Source organism: Corynebacterium nuruki S6-4, from assembly GCF_007970465.1.
Lineage (GTDB): Bacteria > Actinomycetota > Actinomycetes > Mycobacteriales > Mycobacteriaceae > Corynebacterium > Corynebacterium nuruki.
The window spans coordinates 1068181-1083114 of the sequence record NZ_CP042429.1; the positions used below are offsets into that span (position 1 = coordinate 1068181).

Below are 14934 nucleotides of genomic sequence, written 5' to 3' on the forward strand. Positions count from 1 at the left end.
GCCCCGAGCGTGCCGGGAACGTCTCCGGCACGGGCCCGGATCCCGCCCGGTCGTGATCACTCCGGCAGCGTGACCAGCAGGGCGTCCGGAATTCTCGTCATGTCCGGCCCGGTGACGCGGTTGGTCACCACGTAGTCCTTCTGCGCGGACTCGATCCGCTCCGCGAACGTCCGCGCCCACCGGCCGTTCGACTGCTCCGCCGCGGGCAGCGCCGCATACCGCCGGGCGGCCTCGGACACGACCAGGTCAGCGGAGTAGTCCCACCGGTCGCCGAGGTGGAGCACCACCATCTGCCCGACCTCGTCCGGGGTGTAGTCCGGGAATTCGATGCTCTCCGGGATCCGGGAGCGCAGTCCCGGGTTCGCGCCGAGGAAGGTGTCCATCTCGGCGGTGTAACCGGCGAAGATCGCCACGAACTTCCCCCGGTCGTTCTCCAGCCGGGTCATCAGCGCCTCAATCGCGTCGCCCCCGAAATCATTCGGCGATTCCGGCTTGTGCAGCTGGTACGCCTCGTCGACGAACAGCACACCACCCATCGCCTCGTCGAGGACGCGGGTGGTCTGCTTCTCGGTGTGTCCGATCCAGGACCCGACGAGGTCACTGCGGTCCACCTCCTTCACCGTGGGACTGTCGAGGATGCCGAGTTCGTGGAAGAGGCGTCCGATGATGCGGGCGACGGTGGTCTTGCCCGTCCCCGGATTCCCGGTGAAGGTCATGTGGTAGTTCGGGCGGGACGTCGTTCCGCCGGCCCGGGTCTGCTCCCGGTCGAAGGTCACCCGGTTGACGAGCTGACGCACCCACTCCTTGACCGGGGCAAGTCCGAGCATCCCGTCGAGTTCGGCGAGGATGCCGGCGACGGCGGCGTCCTGCTGCGCGGTGTCCCCGCCGGTGAGGGTGTGGACGTCTTCATCGAGGATCGTCATGAGCTCGGTGACCCCCGGGTCCTCGATCCGGTCGATCCGGCGGTTCGCCACCTTCACCAGACTGTCGTTGAAGTTGCGGGCCCACCGGGCGTTGCTTTCGTCGGCCGAGGTCGCGTACTTCCGGCCGATGGCGCGGCGGTAGAGGTCCTCGTCGACGAGGTAGTCCCGGTCACACAGGTCCCGGTAACCGATCTCCGCGATCTCGTCGACGGAATAGTCCTCGAAGTCGACCCGGTTCGGGACGCGGGAGACCAGCCCGGGGTTCATGCCGAGGAAATCCTGCATCCGGTCGGTGTAGCCGGCGAAGATGACCATGATGTCGGCCCGGTGCTTCTCCATGTAGTCCAGCAGCGTGTCCACCGCTTCCTGGCCGAACTCGTTGTTATTGTCCTGGTACAGCGTGTACGCCTCATCGATGAACAGGACGCCACCGCGGGCCTTCTCCAGGACGCTCTTCGTCTTGATCGCCGACTGGCCCAGGCCCATGCCGACGAGGTCACTGCGGCCGACCTCGACGAAGATGTCCTTCTCGACCGCACCCGCGTTGTACAGGGCCTTCCCCAGCAGTCGGGCGACGGTCGTCTTGCCGGTCCCGGGATTGCCGAGGAACAAGCTGTGCAGCGTCGTCTGCTGCACCTTGAGTCCCTGGTCCTGGCGCCGTTTCCGGGCCCGGGCCTCCCGGATGATGTCCTGCACATGGGTCTTCGCCGATGCCAGACCGGTCATCGCCATGAGCATCGCCACCGGATCTGCCTGGTCATCCGGATCAGCGGGGTCTGCCGGATCAGCCGATCGGGCGGAGCCGCCCGCCGGACCGCCGTCACCGGCTGACCGCGTCACCGGGTCCTCCTGCGGATCCTCTCCGTCGTCGCCCGGTCCCGCCCCCGCGGTCCCGGGCAGCGAGGTCCGGGCGGCGAGATAGGTCTCCTCGTCCGCGACGGTCACCGCATCGCCCGCGACCTCGGCCGTCCCGCCGTCACCGGTGAAGGCGAGGACGGCACCGTCGTCCGGGCACGAGTAGTCGGCGATCCGGATCGTCCCGCCGTCCGCCGCCTTCAGTTCGGTGTAGCCGGCGTCGGTGGTGACGGCCGCCAGATCCACTGTCGCGGTCCCCGCGGCCGTCACCGTCCGCATGGCGCAGTCGTTCGGCATCATCGTCAGGCGTCCCGTCCCGGTGACCGTCGCCGAGCCGTGGGCGAACAGGGCCATGGCTCCACCGGAGTGCAGCGTCACCGTGCTGCTGCCCTCGGCGGACACCCAGCCGAGGAAGCAGTTGTCGGCCTCGACGGCACCGTTTCCCGACACGACCGTCTCGCCCTGCTGCGCGGTCGGCGACGCAGGGACCCGGCACCCGGTCATCCGGAGCATTCCCGCCACATACAGTGCCGGAATGTCGGAGTCCCGTGGTGTGTCGACGATGACGTCGGTCGCGGTCATCACCGTTCCCGCCGGCACATTGATGCCGTTGTATCCGGTCGCGGGGACCACGGTGAGGGCGGCGAGAGTGGCGGACCGTCCCGCCACGACCGACAGGGTGCCGTGGACCACCGTATCCTCGGGTCTCCCCCGGCCGACGAGACTGATGTCGAGGGCCAGCAACCGGCCGTCGAGGTCGTCGAGGAAGTAGTCCCCCGGCTCGAGCACGACCGTGTCTCCGACGCACAGTCCCGGGAGTACTGCCCCGGTGAAGTTCCGGTTGTCCGACTGCCGCCACACGACCTCCTTCGGCCCCGGGGCCGGCTCCGGTTCCGCCGGCCGGTCCAGGTCGGTCACCTCCACCACGGGGCTGGCGGTCCGGACCATGCCCCGTCCCTTCGTCAGGACCCGGAGCGTCCCGCCACCGTTGACCCGGACCTGGCCGACCTCCAGGAAACCGTCGTCGCACAGGACCTCCCCCGGACCCGTGGCCAGCGTCATCCGCTCGACCCGGCAGGTGGATTCACCGGTGAGGAAGAAGGCACGCTGCTTCTCCTCGGAGAGGAAGGTCATCTCGCCGGACGCCTCGATCACGCCGCGTCCGTCACCGGCGATGAATTTCGCCCGGCAGTCCCTGAAAAACGCTTTCGCCGCGTTCACGGTCACCACGGTCAGGTCGCTGCCGAGGGCCTGCAGCTGTCCCCCGTTCTCCACCGCGACCGCGGCGGCCTGTCCCTCACCGGACACCACGGTTCCGGTGAGCGCTACGCGGCCGGCGGCGCAGTAGACCGCCGGATAGGTCCCTGAAGGCTCCCCGACAACCCGGCAGTTGAGCAGTTCCACCCCGGTCCCGGAGGCATCGACGTACACCGCGTTCTTGTACGGCGGGGCGGCCAGGGTCACGTTCCCGACGCGGTTGGCCCCCGCCGACTCGATGGTCCCCCGCAGCACCGTGCGCGACGGGTCACCGGTCCCCGTGATGGTGATGCCCCGGATCGTGATATGGCCGCAGTCGTACACCCCCTCGTCGAGAATGAGCTCGTCGCCGATGGTGCAGCCGTTGAGCGCGTCCCCGAACGAGCGCTTCATGAAGCCTCTGCCTACGCGGATCTTCGTCACGTCTTCCTGTCCTTTCCCACGTCCGTCAGCAGTTCCTGAGGTTACTCCGGAGCCGCACGCTGTCAGGCCGTCGACGGGGACTCGTCCCCGATCCGCAAGCCCCGCCGACGCGACCCGGGCCCGCCCGACCCGGTCCGGCACCCCGCGTCCCGGCTGCTACGCTGCACAGACATGGTTGACGGTGACAGGAACAGCAACGGTCGCGGCAACGGACCCGGCGATGACCTGCGGAGACTTCTCCGGGACCTGGACGGCGCCGGCTACGGCGGCTACCGGCGGCTCACCGGGAGGACCTTCGGCATCGGCGGTCCGCGCGACGGGATCACGCTGCGCCCCGTCCATGTCCAGGCCGATCCCTTCGCCCCGCCGTCGCAGGTGGAGGTCACCGTCCCCGGTGACCTCACCGGTATCGACCCGGCACTGCTCGGCACCGGTCCCGCCGGTGATGTCCCGGTCCGCGACCACCTGACCCGCCGGATCGCCGGGGCCCTCGACCGGCACCGCACCCACGGCGGCAAGTCCACCGGCTTCCTCAGCATCGACACCCCCGGTCAGGAGGTCCTCGACCGGGCGGCCGTCACCGTCGACGGCGACCTGCTCCGCATCCGGTTCGAGGCCGCGCTCCCCGCCCAGGGCCGGCGGATCCGCGGCCGGGCGGCCGCCGACCTGCTGTGCGACCTGCTCCCCGACGTCATCGGGGACGCCCTGCTCGATCTCTCCGGGGACCAGCTCGCCGACCTCACCGCCCGGGTGGAGCTGTGGCGTGACCAGGAGGACCTGCGTGCCCGGCTGCCTGAACTCGGCCTCGTCGGCTTCCTCGCCGACGGCTCCGTCCTGCCGCGTGCGGCGGGGAACTCGCAGCGGCCGTTGTCCGGTGCCCTCCCCCTCACGGCACCGGATTCGCTGCGCCGGACCGTCAACCTCAGCTCCGGCCGGGTGGTCAGCGGGCTGGGTGTCCCGCAGGGGGTGACCCTCATCGCCGGTGGCGGGTACCACGGCAAGTCCACACTGCTCAACGCCCTGCAGCGCGGGGTGTACAACCACATTCCCGGCGACGGCCGCGAGCTGGCGGTCACCGTCGGGGATGCGACGGCACTGCGCGCCGAAGACGGCCGCGCGGTGACCGGGGTGGACATCTCCGCCTTCCTCCACGATCTTCCCGGACAGACCGCCGGCACCGACACCCGCTGTTTCACCACGACGAACGCGTCCGGGTCGACCTCGCAGGCCGCCGGGCTGGTCGAGGCGCTCGAAGCGGGGGCGGGTGCCCTGCTCATCGACGAGGACACCTCCGCGACCAACTTCATGATCCGGGACGCCCGGATGCGCGCCCTCGTCCCCGCGGACAAGGAACCGATCACTCCGCTGGTCGACCGGGTCCGCTCCCTGTGGCACGACCACGGGATCTCGACCGTGCTGGTCGCCGGTGGTTCGGGCGCCTTCCTCGATGTCGTGGACACGGTGATCATCATGGACGCCTACCGGCCGGTGGACGCCACCGCCCGGGCGCGTGACCTCGCCGAACCGGTACCGGATGACCTCGGTGCGGTCCGGCTCCCCGCGCCCCGCAGCCCGGTGGGCGGACTGTTCCGGACCGGCACCGGCGGTGGCGGCAGGGGCCACCGGGGTGGCCGGGGTCCGGCTGCCCGCGGTGGGAAGAAACCGCGGCCGCCCCAGGCGAAGGGGCTGCACAGCATCCGCGTCGGTGACGGCGACATCGACCTGTCCGCGCTCCCCCAGCTCGTCGACCCGTCGCAGACGAACGCGGTCGCCGCGGCCCTCACCCGGCTCGACGGGCACGGGCCGCTGCGCGGGCAGGTGGAGCGTGCGCTGGCGGATCTGGCGTCCGATGTGGCGTCCGGCCGCAGTGACCGGCCGTGGCGACTGGCGCGGCCCCGGGTGGCCGAGGTCGCCGCGGCGGTCAACCGTTACCGGGAACTACGCCTGCGGTGATCCGGCGCTGATCCGGCACGGCGTGCCTCTGCCCAGCGGAACAGCACGGTGACGACCACCCCGGCGACCAGCGCCCAGAACGCGGCACCGATGCCGAGGAATGTCGCCCCCGAGGCCGCCACCAGGAACGTCACCGCGGCGGGCAGGCGCAGCCGCGCGTCGGCCCACGCCCCCTGCACCGCACCGGTGAAGGCGCCGAGGAGTGCGACGCCGGCGACCGCGGCGAGCAGCCCCGCCGGGGCGGAGGCGGCGAGTGCCACGACCGCCGCGGCGGAGACCGCGAGCACCAGGTAGGTCGAGCCGCTCCAGACCGCGTTGCGCCACCGGAGGTTCTTCGCCACCCCGGTCTCCGGGGCGGCGGACAGGGCCGCGGAGATGGCCGCGAGGTTGACCGAGCTGCCGCCGAACGGGGCGACGACCGCACTGCCCAGCCCCGTGGTCACCAGTGCGTCACGCCAGGGGGTGGCGTAGCCGTAACTCTTGAGCACGGCGACACCCGGCAGGTTCTGGGAGGCCATCGTCACCACGTACAGCGGCAGCGCGATACCGACCACCGCCCCGGCGCTGAAGCCGGGTGCGGTGAGTTCGAGGGACGGGAGCATCGCCGCGGTATCCACCGTGGCGGCATCGTCGACGACCAGGTGCACGGCGATCACCACCCCGGCGACGAGGAAGGTCAGCGGCACCGCCCACCGCGGCAGGAACAGGGTGCCGACCAGCCACACCACCAGTACGGGGATCACGGCCCCAGGCGATTCCTCCAGTCCGGTCACCGCCTTCATGCACAGCGGCAGCAGCACGCCGGCCAGCATCGCCTGGGCGACGGGGGTGGGGATGGCGGACGCCACCCGCCCGAGCGCCGGCCACAGTCCGGACAGGACCAGGAGTACGGCGCAGACGAGGAAGGCCCCGACGGCGTCCCCGAAGCTGTCGGCGGAGGCCCCGGCGGTGCCGAGGATCGCCCCGCCGGGGGTCGACCAGGCGGTGGTGACCGGGACGCGGTGCCGCAGCGCGAGCCAGAGGGTGCTGGCCCCCACCACCACACACAGGCCGAGCAGTCCGCTGGCGGCCTGGTCGTCGGTGGCGCCGACCGCGCGCAGCCCGGTGAGGATCACGACGAAGGAACTGGTGAACCCGACGAGGGCGGTGACGATGCCGGCTGCGGCGGACGACGTGACGGACGCAGAAGCGGGACCTGTATGTGACACAGGTCCCGCATACTAGTCGGTCAGGTCAGACGGTCACTCCAGACCCTTGCCGGACGGGGAGACGAGGATCTTCACCGCGGTCTCGTTGTGGTTGATCAGCGTGTCGAAGCCCTTGTCGATGAGGTCGTCGAGGGCGATCTTCCCGGTGATGAACGGCTTGAGGTCGATCTTCCCGGACTCGACGAGCTTGATCGTCGCCGGGTGGGAGTTGACGTAGCCGATGGTGCCGCGGATGTCGAGCTCCTTCATGACGAGCTTGTGGAAGTCGACGCTGGCGGGCTTGCCCCAGATGGCGACGACCTGCAGCACGCCGTGCGGGCGCAGGGCGTCCATCAGCGTGTCGAACACGACCTGCACGGAGGTGCACTCGAAGGCGACGTCCGCGCCCTCACCACCGGTGAGCTTGCGGACCTCCTCGACCACGTCGACCTCGGCGGGGTTGAGGGCGACGTCGGCGACCCCGGCGTCCAGTGCCTTCTGACGGCGCAGCTCGGAGAGCTCGGAGATGATGACCTTGACCCCGAACGCCTTGAGCACCGCGGAGGTCAGCAGGCCGATCGGGCCGGCACCGCCGACCAGGGCGGTCTGCCCGGCCGAGGACTCGTCGACCCCGGCGCGCTGGACGGCGTGGTAGCCGACCGACAGCGGCTCGATGAGTGCGGCCTCGTCGAGCGGCAGCTCCTTGTCGATCTTGTGGACCCAGCGGTCCTTGACCACGACGTTCTCCGAGAGTCCGCCACCGCGGCCGCCGAGTCCGATGAAGTTCATGTCGGGCGAGATGTGGTAGGTCGAGGAGGCCGGGGAGGTGTCCACGTCATCATGGAGGATGTAGGGCTCGATGACGACATGGTCGCCGACGGCGAGGTCGTCGACGCCCTCGCCGACCTCGGAGACGACGCCGGAGAACTCGTGGCCGAGGGTGACCGGGGCGGTCTCGCCGGAGACCGGGTCGGGGGTGTCCTGGGTGGGGCAGAAGATCGGCCCGTCCAGGTACTCGTGCAGGTCGGTGCCGCAGATGCCGGTCCAGGCGACGTCGACCCGGACGGTGCCGGGCTCCAGGGGCTGCTGATCGATGTCCTCGATGCGGATGTCGTGGTTGCCGTAGTAGCGTGCTGCCTTCATGGCTGTTCAACCTTTCGTTCGCTTTACGCTGTGACGGCCCCCAGTGTAGGTCGCCCTCACCGTCGTTGGCAGTGTGAAAATACGGACATTCTGCGGGCCACTGTGACACGCAGGTCTGTCGCGGTCCGGGCGAGGTTCTCCGCGACCGGCCGGGCCGGGTCCCCGACGGTCACGATATCGGTGAACAGGCCCGGGACCAGCGTGGCGGCGTCCGCGGTGACGGCCCCGCCGACGGCGATGACGGGGACGCCCCCGGCAGCCCCGCCGGTCGCGGCGTGGGCCGCCGCCGCGACGCGTGCGGGCGCCTTGCCGTGTCCGGTCTGCGCGTCGATCCGGCCCTCCCCGGTGAGCACCAGGTCCGCGTCCCGGCACGCCGCGGTGAAATCCACCAGGTCGAGCAGCAGTTCCGCCCCCGACCGCAGCGACGCACCGAACACGGTGGCCAGCGCCGCGCCGACCCCGCCGGCCGCCCCGGCACCCGGGGTGGTCCGGACGGTCGCGGCGTCCTGTCCGGTCGCAGTGGCGAGGATCCCCGCCCACCGGGACAGGGCGGCGTCCAGCTCACGGACGTCCGCGGGGGACGCGCCCTTCTGCGGGCCGAAGACCGCGGCGGCGCCCTGCGGGCCGCAGAGCGGATTGTCGACATCCCCGGCGACGGTGACCTGCACCTCCCGCCACCGCGGATCCATGCCCCGGTCCTGCAGGTCGGCGGCCCGGATGAGCCCGGCGGCGTCCCGGCTGACCGGGGTGCCGGCCGTGTCGACGGCGACGAGGCCGAGCGCGGCGAGCAGTCCCAGTCCGCCGTCGGTGGTCACCGACCCGCCGAGACCGACGATGATGTGCCGCGCACCGTCGTCGAGGGCCTGTGCCATGATCTCGCCGACACCTGCCGTGCCCGCGGCCCGGATGTCGCGGTCGGCGGGGTCGACCAGGTGGATGCCGGCGGCCTCGGCGAGTTCCACCACGGCCGTCACCGGGCGACCGGCGCCGGCCGGCACCAGTCCGTAGCGGGCGGTCACCGGGGCGCCGAGCGGTCCGGTGACCGTCACCGCGTGCAGCTCCCCGCCCAGTGCCCGGGTCATCGCGACGGCGGTCCCCTCCCCACCGTCGGCGACGGGGAACTCCAGGATCTCGGCGGTCGGGAGGGCGTCCCGGACCCCGGCGGACATCGCGGCGGCGACACCGGCGGCATCGAGGGCCTCCTTGAACGAGTCCGGGGCGACGATGATCTTCGCGGTGCTCATGCCCCGGATATTACGGAGAAATGCCCCGGAAACACGCGACTGCAATACTCTGGTCGGTCAGAGGTGGGCTGTGCGGTCGCTATACGGCTGCACCGTGGTCAGGTGACCGTGAGGTGACCGACCCCGGTGGAGTGTCCGGACCCAGGCGACCGTCCCACCCCGCGTCACAAGGAGAACCCCCGTGACTGCACCACACACAGATATCCGGTCCACGACCACGATGACGGTCAACGGGACGCCCGTCACCACGGCCGGGGCCCACACCAGCACACTGGACGCCCTGCGCGACCACGGGCTCACCGGCTGCAAGGAGGGCTGCGCCGAAGGAGAGTGCGGCGCCTGCGCCGTCCTGGTCGCCCGGCCCGACGACACCGCAGCGGCGTCCGGAGCGGCGACCGGGACCCGCTGGGTACCGGTCAACGCCTGCCTGGTCCCCGCCGCCGCGCTCGACGGCCAGGAGGTCGTCACCGCCGAAGGCCTCGCCGGGACAGCGACCACCCGGACCACTACCCCGCCCGCCCCGCCCACCACGCCCGGGGCCGCCGACCTGCACCCGGTGCAGGAGGAGATGGCCCGCGCCGGCGGATCCCAGTGCGGCTACTGCACCCCCGGATTCATCTGCTCGATGGCCGCGGAATACTACCGGCCGGAGACGGAACAGCCCTTCGACCTGCACGCCCTGTCCGGCAACCTGTGCCGGTGCACCGGCTACCGGCCCATCCGGGACGCCGCCCTCGCCCTCGGCACCCCCGGCGCCGACGACCGGCTCGCCGCCCGCCGGCAGGCCCCCGCCCCCGCCGCCGCCCACACCGACATCACCTCGGTGACCCCGGACGGTGACCGGGCCCGGTTCCGCCGCCCCGCCACCCTCGCCGAGGCACTGGACATCCTGCGCGACGAGCCGGACACCACCGTCGTCGCCGGTGCGACCGACCACGGCGTGCTGGTCAACATCCGCGGCGACCGCCCCGGCAACGTCCTGGCGGTCGACCGGCTGCCGGAACTGCGCGGGATCCGCCGCACCGCCGACCACACCGACATCGGGGCCGCGCAGACCCTCTCGGAGATCGAGCGGACCCTCGGCCGGGAGATCCCGCTGCTCGGCCGGCTGCTGCCGCAGTTCGCCTCCCGGCTGATCCGCAACAGCGCCACCCTCGGCGGCAACCTCGGCACCTGCTCCCCCATCGGCGACACGCCCCCGGCACTGCTGGCCCTGGAGGCCTCCCTGCTGCTGGTCTCCGCCGACGGGGAGCGCGAGGTTCCGCTGGCCGACTACTTCACCGGCTACCGGCAGTCGGTGCGCCGTGCCGACGAACTCATCGCCGCGGTGCGCATCCCGGTCCCCGTGCAGCCGGTCACCGCCTTCCACAAGATCGCGAAGCGACGGTTCGACGACATCTCCTCCGTCGCCGTCGGCTACGCGCTCACCGTCACCGACGGTGTGGTGGCGAAGGCCCGGATCGGACTCGGCGGTGTGGCCGCCACCCCGCTGCGCGCCTACGCGACCGAACAGCTGCTGGAGGGCAGCACCTGGGACGCCGCGACGGTCGCCCGCGCCGCCGCGGCACTGCGGGCGGAGGGCTCCCCGATGTCCGACCACCGGGCAAGCTCCGCCTACCGGACCGCGGTGCTCGGCACCTCGGTCGAACGGTTCTTCGCGGAAACGCAACAGACACAACAGGCACAGGAGGGGGTGCGGTCATGAGCCGGCTGTCACAGCGCCCCACCGACCCGGTGGTCGGCGAATCCCACCCGCACGAGTCCGCCGTCGGACATGTCACCGGCACCGCCCTGTACACCGATGACCTGGTCAACCGGTACCCGGGCATCCTGCACGCCCACCCGGTGCCGTCGCCGCACGCCCACGCCCGGGTCCTCGGGCTGCGGGTGGACGGCGCCTACCGGGTCCCCGGTGTGGTGCGCGTCCTCACCTCCGCCGACGTCCCCGGGGTCAACGACGCGGGGACGAAGCACGACGAACCCCTGTTCCCGGACGCCCCGGGCGGCGAGGTCATGTTCGTCGGCCACGCCGTGTGCTGGGTGCTCGCCGAGTCCCTGGAGGCCGCCCGGCTGGGTGCGGCGGCGGTCGAGGTCGACTATGAACCGCTGGACGCCGTACTCACCCTCACCGACGCGATCGACCGCGGCAGTTTCCACGGCGACCGGCCCACGATGCTGCGCGGGGACGCCGCCGGCGCCCTCGACCTCGCGGCGTCCGATGCCGCACAACACACCATGACCGGTTGCTTCGAGTTCTCCGGCCAGGAGCATTTCTACCTGGAGACCCAGGCCTCGCTCGCCCACGTCGACGAGGCCGGGCAGGTGTTCATCCACTGCTCCACCCAGCACCCCTCCGAGACCCAGGACATCGTCAGCCATGTCCTCGGCGTCCCCGCGAACGAGGTGACCGTGCAGTCACTGCGCATGGGCGGCGGCTTCGGCGGCAAGGAGATGCAGCCGCACGGCTACGCCGCCGTCGCCGCGCTCGGCGCCACCCTCACCGGCCGGCCGGTGCGGGTGAGGCTGAGCCGCGCCCAGGACATGGTGATGACCGGCAAGCGGCACGGCTTCCACTCCACCTGGACCGTCGCCTACACCGACGAGGGCCTGCTCACCGCCCTGGATGTCACCCTCACCGCCGACGGCGGCTGGTCGCTGGACCTCTCCGGGCCGGTGCTGGCCCGGGCGATGTGCCACGTCGACAACGCCTACCGGATCCCCGACATCGCCGTCCACGGCCGTATCGCCCGGTGCAACAAGACCTCCCAGACCGCCTTCCGCGGCTTCGGCGGGCCGCAGGGCATGCTCGTCATCGAGGAGATCCTCGGCCGCATCGCCCAGACCCTCGGACTGCCCGCCCGCGAGGTCCGGCAGCGCAACTTCTACCGGGAGGGCGACCGCACCCCCTACGGGATGCCCGTGCGCCACGCCGACCGGCAGGACGCCGCCTGGACCCAGCTCCTCGCCGACGCCGACATCGCCGGCCGGGACGCGGAGATCGCCGCGTTCAACGCCGGCCACGACGACCGGAAACGCGCGGTCGCCCTGACGCCGGTCAAGTTCGGCATCTCCTTCAACCTCACCGCCTTCAACCAGGGCGGTGCCCTCGTCCTCGTCTACAAGGACGGCTCCGTGCTGGTCAACCACGGCGGCACCGAAATGGGCCAGGGACTGCACACCAAGATGCTGCAGGTCGCGGCGACGACCCTGGGTGTGCCGCTGTCCACCGTCCGGCTCGCCCCCACCCGCACCGACAAGGTCCCCAACACCTCCGCGACCGCCGCGAGCTCCGGGGCGGACCTCAACGGCGGCGCGGTGAAGGACGCCTGCGAACAGATCTCCGCCCGGCTCCGGGACGTCGCGGCCTCCCGGCTGGGGGTGCACGCCGACGATGTGCGCATCTCCCGCGGCGTAGTCTCCGCCCTCGGTACCGCGGACACCCTGACCTGGAAAGATCTGGTCGGCACCGCGTACATGCAGCGCGTCCAGCTCTCCGCCTCCGGCTTCTACCGCACCGAGGGGCTGCACTGGGATTCCTCGGTGATGCAGGGCGAACCGTTCAAGTACTTCGTCTACGGGGCCGCCGCCACCGAGGTGGAGGTCAGCCGGTTCGACGGGTCCTACCGGGTGCGGCGGGTGGACATCGTCCACGATGTCGGGGATTCCCTGTCGCCGCTGATCGACCTCGGCCAGATCGAGGGCGGCTTCGTCCAGGGCTTGGGCTGGCTCACACTGGAGGACCTGCGCTGGGACGATCTCAGCCACGACGGTGACCGCGGCACCGGCCGTATCACCACCGCCGGCGCCTCGACCTACAAGATCCCCTCCCTGTCCGAGCTGCCGCCGGAGTTCAACATCTCCCTGCTGGACAAGGCGCACGAGGAGGGCGCGGTGTACGGCTCCAAGGCCGTCGGCGAACCGCCGTTCATGCTCGCGTTCTCGGTGCGCGAGGCGCTGCGGCAGGCCGTCGCCGCCTTCGCCCCCGACCCGTCCACCACCGTCGTCGACCTGCCCTCCCCCGCCACGCCCGAGGCGGTGTTCTGGGCGGTGGACCGGGCGCGGCGTCCCGCGGACGGCAGTGCGAACGCGGCACAGTCGGCAGAGGCGGCGCAGGTGACACAGTCGGCCGAGGCGACACAGGTGGCACCGTGAGCTGGCTGTCGGACGCCGCGGCGCTGCGGGCAACCCGCACCCCCGCCGTGCTGGTGACACTCGTCGCCCGCCGGGGCCACGCACCCCGGGAGGCCGGCGCGAAGATGCTCGTCACCGCCGACGGGCTGTCCGGCTCCGTCGGCGGCGGGAACCTGGAGGCCGGCGCCGTCGACCGGGCCCGGGAGATGCTCGCCGGAATTCCCGCGGCCGGCGGGACCACCGGCCCCGAGTTCCTCGACTTCGCACTCAATGACCGGGTGCCCTACGAACACGGCCGCCAGTGCTGCGGCGGAGAGGTCACCGTGCTGCTCGAACACCTGCCCGTCGTCCCGGCCGTCGCCGTCTTCGGCTGCGGCCATGTCGGCCTCGAACTCGCCCGGATCCTGTCTCGGCAGGACGCCGAACTGTGGTTCTGCGACTCCCGCCCCGACCAGGTCGACGCGCTGCGCACCGAGGTCGCCGGCAGCCCCGCGACGGTGCACACGACGCACTCCATGCTGCCCGAGGAGGTGGTCGACGACCTGCCCGCGGGGACACACGTCCTGGTCATGACCCACGACCACGGTGAGGATCTGCACCTGTGCCAGGCGCTGCTCGCACGGATCCGGGATGCCGGTGACCTGGGGTCGGTCGGGCTCATCGGGTCCTCGGCGAAGTGGGCCCGGTTCCGCGGGAAACTGGCGGACGCGGGATTCAGCGCCGAGGAGATCGGCGGGATCAGGTGTCCCGTCGGGCTGCCGGACCTGGGCGGACGCCACCCGGCGACCATCGCGGTCAGTGTCGCCGCGGAGCTGCTGCAGCGCTGGTGAGCCGTTCCATCAGTAGCGGGGCGAAATCCCGGTCGACCGACCGGACCACCCGGGTGGTCGCCCCCTCGACGTCGCCGGGGACCCGACGCTGACTGCGCAGGTCACAGATCGTCTGGCCGCGCCCTGGTCCGGCGGTCGCATCGACCTCGACGTCGACCACCGGGGCGTCCCGCAGGCCGAGCTCACCGAGTGCGATCGCCGCGGCCAGCGGATCATGGAGAGCGGCGGTGCGGCGACCGAAGACCACCTCATCGTAGAAGCCCAGGTAGACGTCCAGCATGGCACCGAGTGCCCGCGTGAACGCCGACGGTGCGGCGAGGAGCCGGTCACGGTCGGCGTCCCCGACCGTGTGGTCCATCGTCACATCCAGCGGCACGAGCGTCACCGGCCAGGAGGCGGCCACGACCTCGGCGGCGGCCTCGGGGTCATTCCCGATATTGGCCTCCACGACCGGCCCCATGTTGCCCGGGACCAGGGCGGCACCACCCATCACCGTCACGCCGGCGACCCGCCGGATGACTGACGGGTCCCGCTGCAGCGCCAGCGCCAGGTTCGTCAGCGGACCGATGGCGAGGATCTGCAGCCGCCCCTCATGTTCGTGCGACAGCCGGAGCAGCAGGTCGGCGGCGTCCTCGTCCGGCAGCGGCACCTCCGGGGCGGCCGGGAGTGTGTCCCGGATCCCGCCGATGCCGTCGCGGCCGTGGACGAGCACCGCGCCACCGGCGAAATCGCCGATCAGGGGGTCAGTCGCCCCGACCGCGACAGGCACCCCGGGGCGTCCGGCGAGGGCGAGCAGCCTCAGGGTGTTCTCCGCCGCCCCCGGCGCGTCGATGTTGCCGTGGACCGTGCCGGTACCGACCAGCTCCGCGGTACCGCGGCGTTCGGTGTCAAGCAGGTAGCCGAGGGCGAGAGCATCGTCGATGCCGGTGTCGCAGTCGAGGTAGACCGGGGTGGGTGCGACAGCGTTCTTCGGCGGGGTGGTCATGCC

The 14934-nt window shown here is 71.7% G+C and carries 9 protein-coding genes; 4 read left to right on the top strand and 5 right to left on the bottom strand.

Annotation, left to right across the window (positions count from 1 at the left end; all coding sequences use genetic code 11):
• Positions 1-56 precede the first annotated feature (56 nt).
• Positions 57-3458 (bottom strand): AAA family ATPase, encoded by a 3402-nt coding sequence (locus FSW06_RS04835; RefSeq protein ID WP_139024549.1) that lies wholly within the window; start codon positions 3456-3458, stop codon positions 57-59.
• A 171-nt stretch (positions 3459-3629) separates the two neighbouring features.
• On the opposite strand from FSW06_RS04835, the gene FSW06_RS04840 reads away from it, so the two are divergent.
• Complete coding sequence (locus FSW06_RS04840) at positions 3630-5411, top strand: ABC-ATPase domain-containing protein (protein ID WP_010121607.1); 1782 nt, start codon at positions 3630-3632, stop codon at positions 5409-5411.
• On the opposite strand, the gene FSW06_RS04845 is transcribed toward FSW06_RS04840, so the two are convergent.
• From FSW06_RS04845 to FSW06_RS04855, 3 genes are read right to left on the bottom strand one after another with little or no spacing between them, the layout of a single operon-like run.
• Complete coding sequence (locus FSW06_RS04845; RefSeq protein WP_010121608.1) at positions 5387-6619, bottom strand: benzoate/H(+) symporter BenE family transporter; 1233 nt, start codon at positions 6617-6619, stop codon at positions 5387-5389. The two genes, FSW06_RS04840 and FSW06_RS04845, sit on opposite strands and share 25 nt — an antisense overlap.
• A gap of 33 nt (positions 6620-6652) precedes the next feature.
• Positions 6653-7741, bottom strand: coding sequence for a 2,3-butanediol dehydrogenase (locus FSW06_RS04850; protein WP_010121609.1), 1089 nt, complete (start codon positions 7739-7741; stop codon positions 6653-6655).
• A gap of 56 nt (positions 7742-7797) precedes the next feature.
• A complete protein-coding gene (locus FSW06_RS04855; protein WP_010121610.1) occupies positions 7798-8985 on the bottom strand; it encodes a glycerate kinase in 1188 nt (395 codons plus the stop codon).
• A gap of 181 nt (positions 8986-9166) precedes the next feature.
• Between FSW06_RS04855 and FSW06_RS04860 the strand changes: the two genes are divergently transcribed.
• From FSW06_RS04860 to xdhC, 3 genes are read left to right on the top strand one after another with little or no spacing between them, the layout of a single operon-like run.
• The gene (locus FSW06_RS04860; protein WP_238525992.1) at positions 9167-10690 is read left to right on the top strand and encodes a xanthine dehydrogenase small subunit; all 1524 of its coding nucleotides are present in this window, start codon (positions 9167-9169) and stop codon (positions 10688-10690) included.
• The gene (gene xdhB / locus FSW06_RS04865; protein WP_010121612.1) at positions 10687-13137 is read left to right on the top strand and encodes a xanthine dehydrogenase molybdopterin binding subunit; all 2451 of its coding nucleotides are present in this window, start codon (positions 10687-10689) and stop codon (positions 13135-13137) included. Before FSW06_RS04860 ends, xdhB begins: the two co-directional genes overlap by 4 nt.
• The gene (xdhC, locus tag FSW06_RS04870; RefSeq protein WP_010121613.1) at positions 13134-13946 is read left to right on the top strand and encodes a xanthine dehydrogenase accessory protein XdhC; all 813 of its coding nucleotides are present in this window, start codon (positions 13134-13136) and stop codon (positions 13944-13946) included. Before xdhB ends, xdhC begins: the two co-directional genes overlap by 4 nt.
• Here xdhC and FSW06_RS04875 read toward each other — a convergent pair.
• Entirely contained in the window at positions 13912-14931 is a 1020-nt protein-coding gene (locus FSW06_RS04875) for a nucleoside hydrolase (RefSeq protein ID WP_010121614.1), read from the bottom strand. The two genes, xdhC and FSW06_RS04875, sit on opposite strands and share 35 nt — an antisense overlap.
• Between the last annotated feature and the right edge of the window lie 3 nt (positions 14932-14934).